Origin of the sequence: Microcoleus harperi Pol14_C6, from assembly GCF_036701295.1 — a bacterium.
In the GTDB taxonomy this organism is placed as follows: Bacteria; Cyanobacteriota; Cyanobacteriia; order Cyanobacteriales; family Microcoleaceae; genus Microcoleus.
The window spans coordinates 1-19399 of record NZ_JAUBQN010000063.1 but is presented as its reverse complement, the minus strand read 5'-3'; the positions used below and the strand labels follow the sequence as shown (position 1 = coordinate 19399).

Here is a 19399-nt window from a genome sequence, read left to right as displayed (position 1 = left end):
GAAGTTTTATCTCTCTGTGGTTGGGATTATATCCTTGAAGCTATATTAAGTGCAACTTCATAGTAAATTGGTATAAGTCCTGACTAATATTTTTTAAGCTTTGAAAACCGTCAATTTCGCGCGAACCGAATTTGCTTCCGCACAAGCTTGCGTCCGCCTGCCGGGACTGAAAGAAAGAATAAAAGAGGTAAATCAGCGGAAATTGCTGTGATATCCTAACAAAAGCCATATCTCGATAAAATTAGCAATTTAGATGACCGCAACAGATTCTACTAAACACCAAAAATCCAAGGCCCTCAAACCGGGTAGCCGCCGCCCCGCTAAAGAACTTTGCAGCGAGTGCGGTTTGTGCGATACATATTACATTCATTATGTCAAGGAATCTTGTGCTTTCTTAACACAGCATATCGCGGAATTAGAAGAAGAGATTCACGGGCGATCGCGCAATCTCGACAATCCCGACGATTGGTATTTCGGAGTCAGTCAAAACATGATGGCGGCTCGGAAAAAAGAGCCGGTCGAGGGCGCTCAGTGGACGGGAATCGTCAGCACAATTGCGATTGAAATGCTCGAGAAAGGAATTGTAGAAGGCGTTGTTTGCGTCCAAAATACTAAGGAAGACCGCTTTCAGCCGATGCCGATTATTGCTATAAATCGCGCAGAAATTCTGGCAGCAAAAGTCAACAAACCAACTCTCTCTCCCAATCTTTCAGTATTAGAACAAATCGAACAATCAGGGATGAAGCGGCTGTTAGTAATTGGCGTCGGCTGTCAAATTCAAGCCTTGCGAACAGTAGAGAAAAAACTAGGTTTAGAGAAGCTCTACGTTTTGGGAACTCCCTGTGTAGATAATGTCAGCCGTGCAGGCTTGCAGAAATTCCTAGATACGACTAGTCGCTCTCCAGAAACGGTGGTTTCTTACGAGTTTATGCAAGACTTTAACGTTCACTTCAAACATGAAGATGGTTCCGAAGAAAAAGTGCCGTTTTTTGGCTTGAATACTAAAGAATTGAAAGATGTTTTTGCTCCTTCTTGTTTGAGCTGTTTTGATTATGTCAATTCTTTAGCAGATTTAGTTGTGGGCTACATGGGAGCACCTTTTGGCTGGCAGTGGATTGTGGTGCGAAATGACACCGGCCAAGAGATGTTAGACTTGGTAACGGATCAGCTTAATACTCAGCCCGTGATGTCTAAGGGCAACCGAAAAGAAGCGGTTCAGCAAAGCATTCCGGCTTATGAAAAAGGGGTGACTTTGCCGATGTGGGCGGCGAAGTTAATGGGAGTGTTTATTGAGAGAATTGGGCCGAAGGGTTTGGAATATGCTCGGTTTTCAATTGATTCTCATTTCACTCGCAATTATCTGTACGTGAAGCGCAATTATCCTGAGAAATTAGAGGATCATGTGCCGGAATATGCTAAGCGGATTGTGGGGCAGTATAAGTTGCCTGAGTGAGGTGATTCAGAGAGTTTTTAATAGCTATTTTGCACGGACATGATATTGCCCTCTTTCCTTCAGTCCGGCAGGGGTTTAAACCCCTGCCTCAAAGCTTAAGTCCTTTGAAAAAGACTGAATAATTATTGATTTTGTTTGTGCAAGATGGCTTTAAATCTCAATTAGAGGTACAAGATTATGACACTTATAGTGGCACAGAAATATATCAATCTACCAAGGTCGATCGCACTTACTTGTTGTCTGCTTCTAGCATTATCTGGAAAGGGAGTGCCAGTGAAAGCAGCAGAAGTGCGATCGGGAAACAAAACATTTGCTGAATGGTGTCGCGAAAAAGATTCTTTGATTCCAGAAGCTAAACATACTGTTGAGGTGCTGTTGAAGCAAGCAGGAACTACTGAGTGCGATGCGGCTAATCAGAAACTTTCGAGTCTCACCGCACTCTTCCTCTGGGGTAATCAAATCAGCGACATCAAACCGCTAGCATCCTTGACTAACCTGATTACACTCCACATTAGTAACAATCAAATCAGTGACATCAAACCGCTAGCATCCTTGACTAACCTGATTACACTCTCCGTCGGCAACAATCAAATCAGCGACATCAAATCGCTAGCATCCTTGACTAACCTGACTACTCTCCAACTCAACAACAATCAAATCAGCGACATCAAACTGTTGGCATCTTGGACTAACCTGACTTGGTTAGACATCAGCAACAATCAAATTAGTGACATCAAACCGCTAGCATCCTTGACTAAACTGACTTGGTTAGACCTCAACAATAATAAAATCAGCGACATCAAACCATTGCTATCTTTAACTAAACTGGCTGCCATCGATCTCGAAAACAATCAAATCATTGACATCAAACCATTGCAATCCTTAACTAACCTGACTTGGTTACAACTCAGCGGAAACCCGATCGATCCCAAAACTTGCCCTCTCAAACCAGAGTCTATCTGTAAGTGGGAACCACAAACTCACCATAAAACTTTACAGTGACGCCCGATCGCACTTAAATATTTGAGTTACAAAGGATAAATTTGCTATTCATCAGAAAAACCCGATCGCCCTTATTGACTAAAAGCGATCGCACACCAACATCTTCCTAAAAATCAGCAGCGTGCTGCTTCAATTCATCCAAAGAAACGTATTCCAAAGTCAAGGCGTGAGTCGCAGCCAAAACCACAGGCGGCGCAACTCCTGCATCCATTGCTTCCTTCCAGCGAGACGCGCACAAACACCAGCAATCTCCCGGCTTCAAACCGGGGAAATTAAATTCGGGAACCGGAGTGCTCAAATCATTTCCATTCGATTTAGTGAATTGCAAAAACTCTTCTGTCAGTTGAGCACAAACAGTGTGAACCCCAAAGTCGCCACCGCCTGTATTGCATTTGCCGTCCCGATAATATCCTGTCATTGGCGAAGTGCAGCAAGTCTCTAACTTTCCGCCCAGCACATTTGTAGCTTCCGTCACCATCGCAACTCCTGAGTAAAACTCTTCGATCTAATTTTACACAAATCGTTGTTTATATATTTTTTTCCATGACAAAGTTGATGAATTGTTGTCCTCGCCGTTCTACTTCTTGTTTTCTAATCACAATAAATCCTTGGCTTTCAAAAAAAGGTCGAGCTGTAATGCTGGCTTCTGTAAATAACTTGTTAATTCCTAAGTCTTGGGCTTTTGACTCAATTTGTTTTAAAATTAGCCTGCCAACTCCTTGCCTTTGAAAATCTTGATGACAGTAAAAGCGATCGATATGACCGCTTGCTTCTAATTCCCCAAAACCTGCAATTTTATCGCCCTCTTCTGCTATGAAAGTAAATTTACTGCTTAAACTTTTAGTCCAACTTTCGATATCCATATCTGCTGGTGCCCAAGCATCTACTTGTGCTTGTGTGTAATCGCGGATGTTTACTTCATGTACCGTGTCGTAAAAAAGTTTTACAATTTGTTGCGTATCACCGATTTCGTAGGTTCGTATTCTCATAAATAGTCTCCGCTGTTAATTAGATTGTGTGCCTCGATCTGCCTCACTCTCAAAGATAATCCGATCGGGTGATTTCCCGACTATGCTAAATGAGCTACAAGTAATTTAAAAGAGGTGGAAGGGGAAGGTGTGGGGGAAATTAATCTGTTATGGTGAAAATCATTTAATTTTTCCTTTTTTTTTCATAAGCTAACTGCCGACTCTAAAAGTATGGACTTTCGGACTTTAAGTAGAGACCACATTCTCACCCACATTTGGGGTCGAGTCAATCATCCCGAAGTTTTGGCTTTGCCTTTGCCAGATATGCTTTGCTGCCAAAGTGAAGATATCGATTTTTTTCAAGAGCAACTCGCTGAGACTCTCTTAGAAAATTATAGCTTAATTACGGTTTATCAATATATTTTTTTACAAGCTTTAAAGCAGGAAATAACTTCGGCGGGGTTTGAGATCCGCCGCTTTTTATCCGGTTCAACCGAGGTGCTGTTTGAATCTCACCCTAATTCTCTAATCCTTCAAAAAAAGATGCTGGCAAGTTTGCTGTTTATTATTCCCAATAAGGAAGTTTGGGAAGGCTACAAAGTGCCGGAGCAAATTCAAGCGGCGCATTATATTTATAAGTGTCTGGTTCGTAATTCTGATGACTTGTTAACTGCGGACGAATGTCAGGAATTATTGAAGGCGATCGCCTCATTGCTGCTGCGGTAATTGCTAGAGAACTAGGTTTGTAGTTGCGCTTGGGTACTCCGGAGCGCCCAAGCGCAACTACGAACCTTTTTTAAGGTACAAGTTGGGTAACTTCTGTGTTAATCTCCCAGGCCAATTCCCAAGGCGCAGGCCATTTTCACCAGAGTAGAAGGGGGTTCTACGGCTCTGTATTTGGCGATCGCATCTTCCAAGGGTACGGTGTCGTAAAACTGTTTTACAATTTGTTGGGTATCACCTATTTTGTAGGTTCGTACTCTCATACATTATCTCACTGCGATCGCTTCTTTAATATTAATTTGGGATTTTTAACCGCTTCGGAACGCGGATGGATGTTGGCTTTTACCATTTTGTCTCATTTCTTGCAGGGCGATCGACCCAAAATTTCTCGCCCACCACTTGACAAACTCTATTACTCTATGTTAATGAAGCAGAAGCAAACCTCACTCGAATTAACACTACATCAATCCAGCAGCTTAACCAATAAGGATGGAAATTTATGACAGAAATTGGTCCCGATCCAAACCGACCTTATCCGATGGCCGATCAGCGGCGCGTATGCTTCATCAAAAATTTTATTAAATCCCCCAACATTATCGTGGGCGATTACTCATATTACGACGATCCAATAGATCCAGAAAACTTTGAAAAAAATGTACTTTATAACTACGGAAACGATCGATTAATTATTGGCAAATTTTGTGCGATCGCCACCAACGTCAAATTCATTATGAACGGTGCCAATCACAAACTAGACGGGATTTCAACTTATCCTTTTCCTGTTTTTGGGAATGGTTGGGAAACAGCCATGAATTTATTAATGGAACTGCCAAGTAAAGGCGATACCGTCATTGGCAATGATGTTTGGATCGGCTATGAATCCCTGATTATGCCCGGAGTCAAAATCGGCGACGGTGCCGTCATAGCCGCCAAATCCGTTGTAGTAAAAGACATTCCCCCTTACACCGTTGTCGGTGGAAACCCCGCACATCCAATCAAACAGCGTTTTAGCGATGGTGAAGTTGCACAACTATTAGAAATTAGGTGGTGGGATTGGGAAATAGAAAAGATTTCGCGCAATGTCAGCAGAATTATGCAAGGCGAGATTCAAGCACTCAAAAATGCGGAGTAAACTCGCAAATACAGCGATCTTAATTTTAACTCCGATCCTGTGTACCGGTTCCGGCGCGATCGAAGGCGAGCCAACTCCCAGCAGCCGATCCCGGATACATCTTCTAATCTGCGTTCATCAGCGTCAATCTGCCTGCATCTGCGGTCAAAAAATCCCCAAAAATCACCCTGCAAACCCAGGGAGCCCCCATACCGCACCGCCCCTACAACTTACTTAGCCGGGCCCACAGCCTCGATCGCCTCCTCCAGGGCGATCGATACATGAGTCCAATGAGTCCCCCCCTGACAAAAAGCTACGTAAGGCTCCCGCAGAGGCCCGTCAGCCGAAAACTCCGACGTGCTCCCATCAATAAAAGTACCCCCAGCCATCACTAATTGACTTTCATACCCGTGCATCGGAGCCGGCACCGGATCTAAATAGGAACCGACGGGGGAATTTTGCTGAACCGCACGACAAAAAGCAATTAACTTATCAGCAGAACCGAATTCGATCGCCTGAATCACATCTCGTCTTCTAGCCAAAGGCATAGGATTCACTCGATAACCCAACTTATAAAAAACATAAGCCGTCAAATGATTGCCCTTCATCGCCTCCCCCACCACACCGGGAGCCATAAACAAACCCTGAAACAGCAGCCGATTCAAATCAAAAGTTGCGCCGCCGCTGCTGCCAATTCCCGGCGCCGTCAAGCGACAAGTTGCCGCCTCCACCAAATCAGCCCTCCCGGCAACGTAACCGCCCGCAGGGACGATCGTACCCCCCGGATTTTTGATTAAAGAACCAGCCATAAGATCCGCACCCACAGCAGTAGGTTCGCAATCATCCACAAACTCCCCGTAACAATTATCAACAAAGCAAATTGTGTTAGGATTCTGATGTTTGACTATGGCAACGATTTTTTCAATCTCAGAAATAGACAAACTCGACCGCCAAGAATAGCCGCAAGAGCGCTGGATAAAAACCAGGCGAGTCTTTGCTGAAATAGTAGAGCTCAATGCCTGCCAATCCAAACTTCCTTCGCCAGTTAGAGGCAACTCACGGTAACTAATGCCAAACTCAAGCAGTGAACCTTGACCTTGCCCCCGCAAGCCGATCACTTCTTCTAAAGTATCGTAGGGAGAACCAGCCACTGCCAACATTTCGTCACCAGGACGCAGGATGCCAAAAAGAGCACAGGCGATCGCGTGAGTACCCGAAACAAACTGTACCCGGACAGCCGCAGCCTGGGCCCCTACCACTTCGGCAAACACCCCGTCCAAAGTCTCCCGACCCAAATCATCGTGGCCGTAACCCGTAACCCCTGCAAAATGGTGGACTCCAACCCGGTGGCTGCGAAAAGCTTTTAAGACTCGTTGAAGATTTTGCTTGACTGTAGTGTCAATACCAGAAAAAATCTGAAAGAGTGCCTGTTCTGCTTCCTGTAGCCGTGAAACGCTATTCATCTATACCTCGCTCACCCTTTGCGTGCGCGCTGTTCATTATGGCGTAGATGCGGCCCCTAGTTTGTAAACATAATATATTCATGACGATTGCAACTTCCAAAAAAACTTCTCCTGATTGGCCTGTCATAGGCTTTATGGCCTTTCTGCACATCGGTGCTTTATTTGCTTTGCTGCCGGGTAATTTTAGCTGGTCTGCGGTCGGGCTAGCAGTCTTTCTGCATTGGGTAACAGGTGGTTTAGGAATTACTCTCGGATATCACCGCCTCGTCACCCACCGCAGTTTTCAAACACCGAAATGGCTAGAGTATTTTCTAGTTATTTGCGGTACCCTTTCCTGTGAAGGTGGTCCGATCGACTGGGTAGGAATGCACCGGTTACACCACATACATTCCGACACCGAAACAGATCCCCACGATTCCAATCAAGGCTTCTGGTGGAGCCACATGGGCTGGATGCTCTCGGATCTCCCGATCAGAGTTGAAATCCCCCGCTTTACTAAAGACATCGGCGACGACCCAGTATACAAGTTTCTCCAAGCATATTTTATCCCCATCCAAGTTGTCTTCGGTGTGTTGCTTTATTTATTAGGCGGCTGGTCTTTTGTGGTTTGGGGCGTGTTTATGCGGATCGTGGTGGTGTTCCACTGCACTTGGCTGGTTAACAGCGCTACCCACAAATTTGGCTACCGCACCTACGAGTCGGGCGATGGATCGACGAACTGTTGGTGGGTTGCTCTGCTCACCTACGGCGAAGGCTGGCACAACAACCACCACGCCTTTCAATACTCGGCTCGCCACGGTCTCCAATGGTGGGAAATCGACTTCACCTGGATGACAATTCAACTTCTGCAAGCCCTTGGTTTGGCAACCAAAGTGAAATTAGCAGAAAAATAGCGATCGGCAATTAGTCATTGGTTGTCGGTCATCAGGTCTGGACTAATGGCTCGTGACCAATGCCTAATCCTGTTTTTTGCGATCGGGTACAGGTTGGGTTGAAGTAAGCTCGCATCTTCTAGTGCGATCGACCCAACCAAAACCAGAATCAGTTATAATATAATTGGGAAGAAAAAATTGTGTTTGGCAGCCAAATTTTTTATTTTCAAAATACAACCGTAAATCTTTTTCCATCCTAATCCTAAATCTATAATTCATTCATTTTTGATTCGTTTGGGCAAGTGTGCAGCAAAAAAGTTCACTGCTCAATCCAAACTATTATGCGTGAATCTAGCCCGGCATCTCATCAGAAATCAAAAAAAGAATGACAATAGCAACGGAAGAAAAACTCCAATACAATTGGAAGCACGTTATTAGTTTAGCAGGACTTCATATCGGCGCTTTGTTCGCACTGCTACCCAGTAACTTCAATTGGACAGCAGTGGGTTTAACAGTATTCATGCACTGGATAACCGGCGGTTTGGGAATAACTCTGGGATGGCATCGTCTCCTCACCCACCGCAGTTTTCAGACACCAAAATTCGTAGAATACTTTCTAGCATTTTGCGGAGCTCTTGCCTGTCAAGGAGGAATAATTGATTGGGTTGGGCTGCACCGATTGCACCACACCCACTCTGACCAAAATGCGCTTGACCCTCACAATGCCCAACAGGGTTTTTGGTGGAGTCACATCGGCTGGATGCTATATAAAGGTCCAGCTCACGCTGAAATTTCCCGCTGCACAAAAGACATTTCGAGCGATCCATTTTACCAATTTTTGCAAAACTACTTTCTCCCGATGCAAATCGTGTTTGGCGTCTTGCTGTACTTAGCAGCAGGCTGGCCGTTTGTTGTATGGGTAATTTTTGTACGCTTAGTGTTGGTGTATCACTGCACCTGGTTTGTTAACAGCGCCACTCACAAATTTGGCTACCGCACCTACGAAACAAAGGATAGTTCTACTAACTGTTGGTGGGTGGCTGTCCTGACTTACGGCGAAGGCTGGCACAATAACCACCACGCTTATCAATACTCTGCGCGTCACGGGATGGAATGGTGGGAGGTTGACTTCACTTGGATGACAATTCAAGTTTTGGAAGCACTAGGTTTGGCTACTAAAGTGAAATTACCAGCCAAGTAGCAGCAATTGGGTCCTCGACGCAGAAATTTTGTAGGGTTCGTACTTGGCACCATACCGCTTCATAAACCCGGTTTCGTTGAGAAACCGGGTTTTTTGGTGACTAATAACCAAATGACCAATGACTAATGAGCCCGTTTTTGCTCGCCCCGGCCGCGCAAATATTCCGCTAAAAACGCCAATCCTCCCGAACCTACTATCAACAGCACGCTGAGAGCATTAATATCAGGTTTCACCCCAGTCCGAATCCGGCTAAAAATTTCCATCGGCAGAGTTGTAGTCCCGCTACCTGCGGTAAAACTCGCAATTAAAAAATCGTCCATGCTGAGGACAAAAGACAGCAGACAACCTGAAACAATTCCGGGTATTAATTGAGGGAGCAAAACCTGAATAAAAGCTTCAACAGGCGTTGCGCCCAAATCCAAGGCAGCCTCTTCTAAATACGGGTTTAAATCAGCCAATCTAGTAGAAACAGCTAGGGCGATGTAAGCCAGACAAAACACAATGTGAGCGGCGACTATTGTCCACAAACTCAGAGGAATAGCCAACGCCGCTAAAAATACCAGAGTAGCAACCGCAGTCGCAATATCTGGAATAATAATCGGCAAGTAGGAGACTCCCTGATATAAACTCTTGCCTGGAAAGCGGTAGCGGGCTAAACCCACTGCCATCAAAGTGCCGAGTACCGCCGAGATTGCAACTGCACAAACAGCCACTGTTAAACTGTTTCTCAGGGCCACTAAAATCCGCGTATCGCTAAATAATTTAACGTACCAATCTAAAGTAAATCCTTCCCAACCGGCGCTAAAACGCGATTTGTTAAAGCTGTAAAATGTGAGTACCAGGATGGGCAGGTACATATAAAAAAACATCAAAACGGCAAATATTACCTGCCAAGAAACCTTAAATTTAGGTCTTAAGTACATATCGGCTTGTATTTCCTCCTGTGGATTGTCGGCGGTATTTTCCATATCTCGCTAATCGGTAATGGGGAATTCGTAATTCGTAATTCGTAATTGGGAATTAGTAATTGGTAATTGGGAAAATTAGAATTATTTTTTTCCCTCTTCCTTCTTCCTTCTTCCTTCTTCCTTCTTCCTTCAACATCCTAAATTGCATTACGATCGCCATATTTCAGCAAAAGGGCAATTCCGATACTCACTGCAAAGATTAACACCATACTCAGAGCCGAACCCAGCCCCCAATTTTGAGTCGCCCCCAAAAACTGATTGTAAATTAAACGAGCCGCCGTCATACTAGAAGCTCCACCGAGCAACTCCGGATCGACAAAATCGCCCAAACAGCTAATAAATACTAGCAAAGAACCCGCAGCAATTCCCGGCATCGTCTGAGGTACTGTCACTTTCCAGAAAGTTTCCACTGGATTGGCGCCCAAATCCTGAGATGCTTCTAGCAACCTGCGGTCTAACTTTTCCAAAGAAGCGTAGAGAATTGTCACGATATAAGGCAAATAACTGTAAGCCATGCCGATTAAAACTGCGGAACTTTGATTAAGCAATTCCAGAGGAGGAATGCCTACAAGTGCCAGCAGCGAGTTGAGAACCCCTGTAGGACGCAGAATTGTAATCCAAGCATACGATCGCAACAGCGAAGAAGTCCACAGCGGCAACACAAAGCCTAACAAAGTTAAATTCCGCCACTTTTTCGAGACATTGAGGGCGATCCAGTAAGCGACGGGAAATCCCAGCAGCAAACACAGAATAGTAGTCCCTGTTGCGAAAAAGAGCGATCGACCCATCACCTGTAAATTCAGCGGCTCAAACACTCGCAGGTAATTGCCGATTCCCGAAGGATTAACCAAATCTCCTGGTTTAATATTCGGCACCAAACTAAGCTGAAAAATCACCAGAGTTGGTATGACTAATAATAAAAGCAGCAACAAGCCAGAAGGGCCCAACAATGCCAGTGGCCCCGCCCAAGCAGACCAGGGGGAAACAGTTTCAGCCTTCAATGGAGAATTGGGAGGAATAGGAGGGGGAGTTCTAGTTGAAACAGCCATAGATCAATTTTTTTGAGTTTTTAACCGCTGATGAACGCGGATTAACGCGGATATAATACGGATAGACTGGGCGATCTGCTGTGCGGGGGCGAGTTTGTGTAAATATTGGGTTATAATTAGAGATTGCGTGTAAAACCCGCCCTCGGTTTGATGATTAGCCGCTGGTTAATTGAGTCCAATAGCGATCGTACACTTCCATAAATTTCCCTACAGGAGCCACACCTTCGCACTTTTTCAAAATATCTTCCGAAGGGAAAAGAATCTCGTTTTCGCGGACTTCCGGCGTCAACAAACTAAAAGCATCTTCCGAAGGAGTTGAAAAACTGAGCCGCTCTACTAAAGAAGCAGCGACATCGGCTTGCAGCAGAAAGTTAATCCATTTATAAGCTGCTTCGGGATTGGGAGCACCTTGAGGAATTACTAAAGTGTCAGTCCACAGAGAAGAACCGCTTTTGGGGACGACATACTTCAATTTATCGTTATCTGAAATTACTTCATTAGCATCAGAAGAATAACACATAGCTACCTTCAAATCCCCGGTCAGCATTTGAGGCCGCCAAGCATCAGTAGTAAAAGATGCGATCGCCGGTTTGAGTTCCACCAACTTTTCGTAAGCTTGTTTCACTTGATCTTGGTTCGTAGAATTCAGAGAATAGCCCAGCATCCGCAACGCTGCGCCCATGACTTCTCGAACATCACTCGCCAGCGTCATTCGCTTTGCTAACTCCTGTTTATGCTGCCACAAATAGTCCCAATCTTCAGGAGCTTCTTTGAGTTGTTCGGTGTTGTAAATCAAGCCTGTGGTTCCCCAACTCAAAGGCACGCTGTAGCGGTTTCCTGGGTCATAGACAGGGTTTTGGAACTGTTTTTTTAGCCGATCGAGCCCGCCCAAAACCGAATGGTCTAATGGGCTCAAAAGCCCGAGTTCCGTCATTTGAACCACCATGTAATCCGATGGGTAAATGATACTGTAGGCGCGGGCGCCACCGGCTTGAACTCTCGCCAGCATCTCTTCGTTGGAACTAAACACGTCGGCCACTACGCGAATGCCGGTTTTTTCGGCAAAGCGATCGAGCAAAGCTTCATCGGTATAGCCTGCCCAAGTATAGATGAAAAGTTTGTCTGCCGCACCTTTGACGGGAGGAGCAGATTGTACGTCTGCAAGTCGCCAGCCACAACTCGAAAGAGCTAAACCGGAAATTGTCGCCGCCGAATTTTTTAGGAACTGACGGCGTGTAGAATTAGCCGGGAAAATCCTGGAAATTGGTAAGTTAGTCGGAGGCACAGTTAGATTTTAGATTTTAGATTTTAGATTTTAGATTGGGGAATTGGGGAATTGGGGATTGGGAAATTCGATTTTAGATTTGAGAATTTGTAATAAGGAATAATTGGTAATGGGGAAATTCTCCCCTTCTCCCCCTCTTCCTTCTTCCTTCTTCTTGACATTCGTTACATCATGTACAGTGCTCGTTGCCGAACTTCCTTCTTCCTTCGTTTCCCAATTAGGCTCGCTCGGTCAAAGCGAGACAATCAGTAGTTCCCCAATAAGCGTAAATCGGCGTGTGCGGGTCTGGGAAAGAGCCACCGGTATTTGGCTGGCGTACAGTAATTTTATCGCCCGACGCCAACTCAACCACGTAATGAACGTGCGTCCCCATATACATAGTATTTTTGAGCCGCCCTTCAAAACAGTTGACCGACACTTCCGGCTGGTAGAGATTCAAATATACTTTTTCGGGCCGGACGCTGACCACCACAGAGTCGCCTGTGACGCCACTCCACATATCCGACTGCTGAACAACTATTTTCTGATTGGCTGATGTGCGAACTGTGATAGTCGATCGGTCGATCGATTCTACCGTACCCCCAAACAAATTCGTATCGCCAATAAAATCGGCCACAAAAGCCGTCTGCGGGCACTCATAAATTTCTTCAGGAGAGCCAATTTGCTCAATCCTCCCCTCGTGCATCACCGCAATCCGGTCAGACAGACTCATCGCCTCTTCTTGGTCGTGAGTCACCATCACAAAAGTCAAACCCAATTCTTGATGCAAATTCGACAGTTCCAACTGCATCTGCTTCCGCAACTTCAAATCCAGAGCACCCAAGGGCTCGTCCAGCAGTAAAACCGCCGGTCGATTTACCAGAGCTCTCGCCAAAGCCACCCGCTGCTGCTGGCCGCCCGACATTTGACCGGGAAACCTGTTGGCGAAAGATTCCATTTTCACCAATTGCAAAACTTCCCGTACCCGTTCTTCAATTTCTGCTTTCCCCAGCTTTTTGATCCGCAATCCAAAAGCGATATTGTCCCAGACATTCATGTGTCCGAACAAAGCGTAGCTTTGAAAAACAGTATTTACCGGACGGCGGTAAGCTGGAGTGTTGGTCATCGACTGGCCCCGAATCATCAATTCGCCCGCCGAGGGAGTCTCGAACCCAGCGATTAAGCGCAGCGTCGTAGTCTTGCCGCAGCCACTGGGTCCGAGGATGCTAAAAAATTCTCCTCGGCGGATGTTGAGGTCAACTCCGCGGACTGCGGTTTCGCCGTTAAATACCTTAAAGACCTTGCGGAGTTCAACGTCAAGCGCTGTATCCGTTGCTGTCGTACCTTGGTTGAGTGCTGTCTGAAACATATTCGCCCTTTCCTGGGGGTAATGCACGCCACTTAAATACAGTTTAAGTTTAGACTTTTCTGTATTCTAGATGAGGAATGTTGGATGTAACAGGTTTTGGGATTTGTTCTTTAAATTTTATCCCAGAGCGCACCATTGTCAGCAACAGGCTTTCGGGCCTGTTCCACAAGAAAATGCACTCTTTGTGGAACAGGCATCTTGCCTCTTCATAAAAGGCTTATTGAGAATGGTGCAACATCTCAGATCGATCGGCGATCTATTGATTCTCAGGACTTGGCGTGGGAGAGGGTTTTTGCGGTTTCTCTGTTTTGGGTGCTTCTGCTTTTTTCCACTCTGACAAAGGTCGCTGAGTGGCATTTTTAAAGTCAAAAGGTACTAGCAGCACGGGCAAATTTTCGGCTGAATTTTGAGGGGGCGCTTCCGGCGGATTGGCTTGAGCGTACAAGAAGCGGCCGCTAAAGTCTGTTTTGCCTAAAACTAGGCGGTGAGTTTCCTGGTTGTCCAGTTTTACTGTGACTGTAGCTTGGGGTTGGTCGAGACCGAATTCGGGCAGTTGAGCAGCAGTAATATTAATCGTGCGATCGCTCTTTCCTGTTGCCAGCCTGTCGAGCAAAAAATCCACCGATGCCTGACTCGCGTGTGCTTGCACTGGCAATTTCATTTCCCAGCTAGACTTGCCTCCTTTTGTAGCATAAACTCGTTCAAAAGTCAATATTTTTTCGGGAGTTTTGACTGTAAAGAATTGTACGCGATCGGACTTAAAAGCAAAAATTTTCTGTTTTTCTTCCTTAGCGGCTTCCTGTTTCGGAGATACTTGGATCTCGAACAAAGCAACCAACCCCGTCATGCTCAGCGCGACGGCTATCAATACTAATGTATTTTTCTGCAATTTCATAGTAACAGGGAATTCGGCATGGTAATGGGGAATGGGGAATGGGCAATTGGTAAGAGACGCACCCTAGGAAAATTAGGAATTACGAACTTGTACGCTCGCGTAGCCGAAGTATTAGGAATTGACAATGGGTAAGGTGCGCGACCGGGCGCACCTTACGGAATTAGGAATTAGGAATTGGTAATGGGTAAGCGGTGGAAAAACCAGAAAGAGGCAAATAAATCCGTTAAATTCCTTAGAGAATTTGTTGGCGAACTTATCTTCTCTTCCACCAGATAGCGCCGCCAATTCCCAGTCCGAGTAAAGGCCAAATTAGCCAAGCTAACACCAGCAATCCTACTTGGATGGTCGTCATGTTAATACGGCGGTTGGTAGCTTTTTTCGGACTGATAGAAAAGCTTTGCTGGTCTGGTTTACTCAACCAACTGACTGAATTGAGAAATACGTCGCTATTGAGTTGTTGGTCAAACCAACCGTTAGTCACAAATTGAGATGTGCCAATTATTACCATTCGCGATGTTTTTCTAGGAGTTGAAGGCGCGGAAGGAGTTGCGGTTGGACTGGGAGATGCTGTGGGAGATGCTGCAGGTGTTGGTGTTGGCGAACTTTCTGCCGATGCTGTGGGAGATGCTGCCGGTGTTGGCGAAGTCGTCGGTAATGCTGGAGGCGTTGCTTCTTGCGAGACAATCACTGAATAGCTGATTGGGGAAGCTGTTGGCGAAGTTGTCGGCGATGGTGAATCTATGGGTGATGGTGATGTTGTCGGCGATGGTGAATCTATGGGTGATGGGGAAGTTGTCGGTGATGGGGAAGTTGTCGGCGATGGTGATGTTGTCGGTGATGGGGAAGTTGTCGGCGATGGGGAAGTTGTCGGCGACGGTGATGTTGTCGGTGATGGCGCAGTTATCGGTGATGGTGAATTTATCGGCGACGGTGATGTTGTGGGCGATGCTTGGGGTGAGGGCGTGACGGGTGTTGGTGTTGGTGTTGGTGAAGGTGAGGGCTTTGAGGGAGTGCTGTCAGTGGACGATCGAACTAAAGCTACACCTAATAATAGCGGGCCTTGTCGATCGGTCTTTTGATCGAACTCCAATTTCTTAGTCGTCAAATCGCTTTCCGCCCAACTTTCCTGACTCGTCCAAATCAGCGGTTTTTCCTCTATCCCTTCTACTGGCGAGGTTTCCAAAGCACGCGCAAATGGATAAAATGAAATACCGTTGCCAAAACTTTGAGTAATCGGATGTTCGCCGTAGCGCCTGACTGTCGGAACCGTGGGGCCCAGGCCAAATCTTTGACCAGTGCCCGAAGCATCAATTGCCAAGCGGGTGTCTAGTTTTACGCCCCATTCTTGCAGCATTTTGTCCAATCCGGTATCAGTTGCCGGATCTACCATTAACAATAAACTGCCGCCGCGATCGAGATAAGCTCTTAGTGCTTTAATTTCTGTATCGGAAAAAGGTTTGTCCTGCCCCGGAACGATTAAAGCATCTGCATCTTCTGGCACTTCTTTTCGTTCGGTCAAATTCAGCGTTTGGGCGTTGTAGTATTTATCTTTCAGAGCTTTTTCAGCTTGCTGAATTCCGCCTTGACCTTCCTTTATCGGGCGGGCTCCTTTGCCTTGCAAAAAGTAAACTGTAGCAACGCGAGTGCTCAGGATTTCTTCTAAGCCATTGGTAAGTTTTATCTCTGAAAGCCCTTGATTTGGGTCGCTACCAAAAGCAGTGCCACCTTTTTGCAGGACCTGTTTTTTGTCTCCGGATTGCAGGTAAACTTCTCCGATGCTAGTAATACTAAATTCCCGCGCTTTTCCCGGTTGTGCCTGCGGGTCAACAAACTCAAATTGGAACTTTTCGCCTCCCTCGCGTTTGTAGCTTTGCAACAATTCTTTGATTTGCGGGTTTTGGATGGGGTCAAATACCCAAACTTTGACTGTTTGTTGCAGGTTTCGCAGTATTTGTTGAGTCTGGGGGGCGAGGGTAAATTGTTGGCTTTCGGTTAAGTCAATACGGAGGGGATAGCGAACGGCTATAAAATTAATCACTCCGAGAATCACAAAGACGGCGAGGGTGGCAATCAGGGCGTTAGTGCTGGCTTGAGTGGAACGCTGCCCCCAAAAGCTTTGTTCGTAACTCAAATATAGCAGCCAAAGTGCGATCGTCACTGCTCCGGCAATAACTAAACCGACTGTCAGGGGGTCCCATACTCCAGATACAAGTGCTGCTGTTACCCCCGCTGCGATGAGGAGAGGGCCCAGCAAAAAAACGTATTTCCAATTTGTTTTGCTAATTTTCATAGGGTAAATATTGAGGGAAAAATTGCCTGGTCGAGGATGTTATTCTATATCGCATTAGCCTGCAACCATGCTGTTAAATCGGACGGTTTATTGAAATCCAGCACGGCATCTCCTAGTTCTTCTAATTCCTGTATACCTAATTGACGGATGCAGTTTTCGGTTTCCGGTTGTATTGTGCCTAAACGCCGCACTAGCTGACGCAATATTAACGATAGTTGAGCGGTTTTTGTCACCTGTTCTCTTGCTACATCTATGGCAATCTGCTGGTCTTGAATCCACAGTTCTTGGTTGTGCAATTCATTTAATTCTTGTTGAGTGAAGTTGTCCTCGTTGGCAATGCTAAAAGCTTTATCAATTTCGGGTACAGCCCTCAATGTTTCTGGTACTGTCTCCAGAGTGCTGGTATTTTCGAGAAAGTAAATCCATTGGTCAGCAGTTGTTTCTAATGCTGCTAATTCCTTGCTAAATTTTGGCAGTTCGATAAATACTAATTCTATTTCAGTATCGGGATAGTCAAACTGTTGCTCTTTTTCTTGGAAAACAAACCGCGACAAAAATTCTGGCTGATTTTCAAACATTTCAAAGTCGGCAATTTTTAAAGAAATTACTGTTTTTAGTCTTTCGTAGCGTTCTTTTCCTGTTAATTGCTGGCTGTAGCTTTTGGCAGCGTTGTACAAAACTCTGTTCCCAAACGAAGGCACGTTGAGGAGTTGAATTTCAACTAGGGCGATTCTGTCGCCGTTAATTATGGCTTTGACATCTAGCTGTGTGTCTTGGGTTGCAAGAGTTTGAGGTTCTGGTTGGGAGTTGATTATTTCTAAGTCTTCGATGACAGGCTGTGCTTCATAAAGGATGGCGTTTAAAAAATTAATCAGGATGTCTTTGCTGTCGCTGGAACCGAATATTTTTTTGAACGCAAAGTCGATTTTTGGATTGATAAATCTCATTGTTTGAGGTATTTTGTAGAATGATTCACAGGGAAAAAATAACCTTCCCTTGGCTCTTTACTTGTCTTTACTTCGGCAAAAATAACCTTTTCTGTCTCTGCCTTTCCTAATTTTTTTAAGAACGCTGATATCGCAAGGCATCGATGGATTGGGCGGTCAGAAATACTCCTAAAATGATGTAACTGGCAAACATAATTAAACTGCTGGTATCGAAAACTCCCTTGACAAGATTGGTGTAATTTGTTAGGAGTGACAAATGTCCTAATGCTGTTCCGAAGGGGCCACCGATACTGACGGCGACTGCATCGATCACCCACAGAAATAATACTAGAGTGAAGGTGAGGATGGCGGATAAAATTGTGCTGTCGGTGAGGGAGGAAATAAACATTCCGAGGGACAATACTCCTGCTGCTAGTAAGATTAAGCCGCCGTGTCCTAGCAGAAGAACTCCGGGGGGTACGGGTGGGGTTGAGGAACTGAGGGCGATCGCCTCGCAGAACAGCAGGGGCACCAACATGGTGGTATAAAATGTTAAAACACCGAGGAGTTTGCCGGTAGCAACTGCCCAGTTTGTTAAGGGCGATGTGGCTAATAGTTCTAAGGTTCCACGTTTGCGTTCTTCTGCGTAAAGTCCCATTGAGAGTGCGGGTAGTACGAACAAGGAAAGGGAACCCATGATTCGCAGAAATAGTTGCAGAAATTCGTAGGCTACGTCGATGGGAGGTTCGGTAATTCCCATTTGGTCTCGCTGGCCGATTTGGGGAATTAACCCGTCGGGGGCTAGGAGGATGGCTATCAAAAAGTAGCCGGTGATTAGCCAAAAGACTGCTGCGATGGCATAGGCTAATGGCGATGCAAAATAGCTTTGTAGTTCTTTGCGGTAAATTGCGACAATATTACTAATCATTACTAACCTTTAGGAATTGGGAATGGGTAATTGGCTATTGGTAATTGGTTCATTCTGAGTCGCCTGCGGGTGGTGTTTCGCTGTCGTTGCTATCCTTTTGCTTCCTTTCTATTTGCCGCTTTTTGGTCATAGGCGACTGTTCGATCCGAGAATCGCTACTCGGTTGTGGCTTTTTTTTAAGTGGCCGATTTTTTACAACTTGTTGGGATTCTGGTTGAGAAAGTTCGCTCGACTTTGGCGCATCTAAAATCGGTTCTGGTTCTGGTTGAGAAAGTTCGCTCGACTTTGGTGAATCTAAAATCGGTTCTGATTCTGGTTGAGAATGCTCGCTCGACTTTGGTGAATCTAAAATCGGTTCTGGTTCTGGTTGAGAAAGCTCGCTCGACTTTGGTGAATCTAAAATCGGTTCTGATTCTGGTTGAGAAAGCTCGCTCGGCTCTACCATTTGAACAATGAGCAGATTTTCGACAACCTGTTCTAGTTGAGGATGTTCGATCGACTCTACCGTTTCTGAAACTTCTAGATTTTCGACAATCGGTTCTGGTTGAGAATGCTCCATCGACTCTACCGTTTCTGAAACTTCTAGATTTTCGACAACCTGTTCTGGCTGAGAATGCTCGATCGACTCTACTGTTTCGACAATCAGCAGATTTTCGACAATCGGTTCTAGTTGAGAATGTTCGATCGACTCTACCGTTTCTGAAACAACCGGCTGATTTTCGACCACCTGTTCTGGTTGAGAATGCTCGATCGACTCTACCGTTTCTGAAACTTCTAGATTTTCGACCACCTGTTCTGGTTGAGAATGCTCGATCGACTCTACCGTTTCTGAAACTTCTAGATTTTCGACCACCTGTTCTGGTTGAGAATGCTCGATCGACTCTACCGTTTCTGAAACTTCTAGATTTTCGACCACC

At 45.6% G+C, this 19399-nt stretch carries 18 protein-coding genes and 1 pseudogene; 6 read left to right on the top strand and 13 right to left on the bottom strand.

The genetic code is table 11. The features are described from left to right. Nucleotides 1-253 precede the first annotated feature (253 nt). Nucleotides 254-1453, top strand: a complete 1200-nt coding sequence (locus QUA27_RS25745) for a Coenzyme F420 hydrogenase/dehydrogenase, beta subunit C-terminal domain (RefSeq protein WP_333071705.1) — start codon at nucleotides 254-256, stop codon at nucleotides 1451-1453. 177 nt (nucleotides 1454-1630) lie between these two features. After that, nucleotides 1631-2455 (top strand): leucine-rich repeat domain-containing protein, encoded by an 825-nt coding sequence (locus tag QUA27_RS25740; protein ID WP_333071703.1) that lies wholly within the window; start codon nucleotides 1631-1633, stop codon nucleotides 2453-2455. 106 nt (nucleotides 2456-2561) lie between these two features. Here the strand turns inward: QUA27_RS25740 and QUA27_RS25735 are convergent, their stop codons facing one another. Further along, nucleotides 2562-2933, bottom strand: a complete 372-nt coding sequence (locus tag QUA27_RS25735; protein ID WP_333071701.1) for a DUF2237 family protein — start codon at nucleotides 2931-2933, stop codon at nucleotides 2562-2564. A 49-nt stretch (nucleotides 2934-2982) separates the two neighbouring features. Beyond that, a complete protein-coding gene (locus QUA27_RS25730; RefSeq protein WP_333071700.1) occupies nucleotides 2983-3444 on the bottom strand; it encodes a GNAT family N-acetyltransferase in 462 nt (153 codons plus the stop codon). A gap of 210 nt (nucleotides 3445-3654) precedes the next feature. On the opposite strand from QUA27_RS25730, the gene QUA27_RS25725 reads away from it, so the two are divergent. After that, complete coding sequence (locus QUA27_RS25725; protein WP_333071699.1) at nucleotides 3655-4149, top strand: hypothetical protein; 495 nt, start codon at nucleotides 3655-3657, stop codon at nucleotides 4147-4149. Between the two features lie 98 nt (nucleotides 4150-4247). On the opposite strand, the gene QUA27_RS25720 is transcribed toward QUA27_RS25725, so the two are convergent. Then, nucleotides 4248-4409, bottom strand: coding sequence for a hypothetical protein (locus QUA27_RS25720; protein ID WP_333071698.1), 162 nt, complete (start codon nucleotides 4407-4409; stop codon nucleotides 4248-4250). 236 nt (nucleotides 4410-4645) lie between these two features. Between QUA27_RS25720 and QUA27_RS25715 the strand changes: the two genes are divergently transcribed. Beyond that, entirely contained in the window at nucleotides 4646-5278 is a 633-nt protein-coding gene (locus QUA27_RS25715) for a Vat family streptogramin A O-acetyltransferase (RefSeq protein WP_333071697.1), read from the top strand. Nucleotides 5279-5487: 209 nt separating this feature from the next. Here QUA27_RS25715 and QUA27_RS25710 read toward each other — a convergent pair whose 3' ends face one another. After that, nucleotides 5488-6720 (bottom strand): methionine gamma-lyase family protein, encoded by a 1233-nt coding sequence (locus QUA27_RS25710; RefSeq protein ID WP_333071695.1) that lies wholly within the window; start codon nucleotides 6718-6720, stop codon nucleotides 5488-5490. An 80-nt stretch (nucleotides 6721-6800) separates the two neighbouring features. Between QUA27_RS25710 and QUA27_RS25705 the strand changes: the two genes are divergently transcribed. Both QUA27_RS25705 and QUA27_RS25700 read left to right on the top strand, forming a co-directional pair. Continuing rightward, the gene (locus QUA27_RS25705) at nucleotides 6801-7613 is read left to right on the top strand and encodes an acyl-CoA desaturase (protein ID WP_333071693.1); all 813 of its coding nucleotides are present in this window, start codon (nucleotides 6801-6803) and stop codon (nucleotides 7611-7613) included. Nucleotides 7614-7977: 364 nt separating this feature from the next. After that, nucleotides 7978-8793, top strand: a complete 816-nt coding sequence (locus tag QUA27_RS25700) for an acyl-CoA desaturase (RefSeq protein ID WP_333071691.1) — start codon at nucleotides 7978-7980, stop codon at nucleotides 8791-8793. Nucleotides 8794-8915: 122 nt separating this feature from the next. On the opposite strand, the gene QUA27_RS25695 is transcribed toward QUA27_RS25700, so the two are convergent. The 9 genes and pseudogenes from QUA27_RS25695 to QUA27_RS25655 form a co-directional block, all read right to left on the bottom strand. Beyond that, a complete protein-coding gene (locus tag QUA27_RS25695) occupies nucleotides 8916-9761 on the bottom strand; it encodes an ABC transporter permease (protein WP_333071688.1) in 846 nt (281 codons plus the stop codon). A gap of 137 nt (nucleotides 9762-9898) precedes the next feature. Then, a complete protein-coding gene (locus QUA27_RS25690) occupies nucleotides 9899-10810 on the bottom strand; it encodes an ABC transporter permease (protein WP_333071687.1) in 912 nt (303 codons plus the stop codon). A 154-nt stretch (nucleotides 10811-10964) separates the two neighbouring features. Beyond that, nucleotides 10965-12095, bottom strand: coding sequence for an ABC transporter substrate-binding protein (locus QUA27_RS25685; protein ID WP_333071685.1), 1131 nt, complete (start codon nucleotides 12093-12095; stop codon nucleotides 10965-10967). Between the two features lie 217 nt (nucleotides 12096-12312). Continuing rightward, complete coding sequence (locus QUA27_RS25680; protein ID WP_333071683.1) at nucleotides 12313-13443, bottom strand: ABC transporter ATP-binding protein; 1131 nt, start codon at nucleotides 13441-13443, stop codon at nucleotides 12313-12315. Nucleotides 13444-13699: 256 nt separating this feature from the next. Continuing rightward, nucleotides 13700-14338, bottom strand: a complete 639-nt coding sequence (locus QUA27_RS25675; protein WP_333071681.1) for a DUF4340 domain-containing protein — start codon at nucleotides 14336-14338, stop codon at nucleotides 13700-13702. Between the two features lie 253 nt (nucleotides 14339-14591). Next, nucleotides 14592-16628: a GldG family protein gene (locus tag QUA27_RS25670; RefSeq protein ID WP_333071679.1), complete on the bottom strand. Its 2037-nt coding sequence runs from the start codon at nucleotides 16626-16628 to the stop codon at nucleotides 14592-14594. 44 nt (nucleotides 16629-16672) lie between these two features. Further along, nucleotides 16673-17575 carry an Rpn family recombination-promoting nuclease/putative transposase gene (locus tag QUA27_RS25665; RefSeq protein ID WP_333071678.1) on the bottom strand — a complete coding sequence of 301 codons (903 nt, stop codon included), beginning with the start codon at nucleotides 17573-17575 and terminating at the stop codon, nucleotides 16673-16675. A gap of 115 nt (nucleotides 17576-17690) precedes the next feature. Continuing rightward, on the bottom strand, nucleotides 17691-18482 hold the full coding sequence (locus QUA27_RS25660; protein ID WP_333071677.1) for an ABC transporter permease: 792 nt from the start codon (nucleotides 18480-18482) through the stop codon (nucleotides 17691-17693). 49 nt (nucleotides 18483-18531) lie between these two features. After that, nucleotides 18532-19399, bottom strand: a pseudogene (locus QUA27_RS25655) (ATP-binding cassette domain-containing protein); the annotation flags it as partial.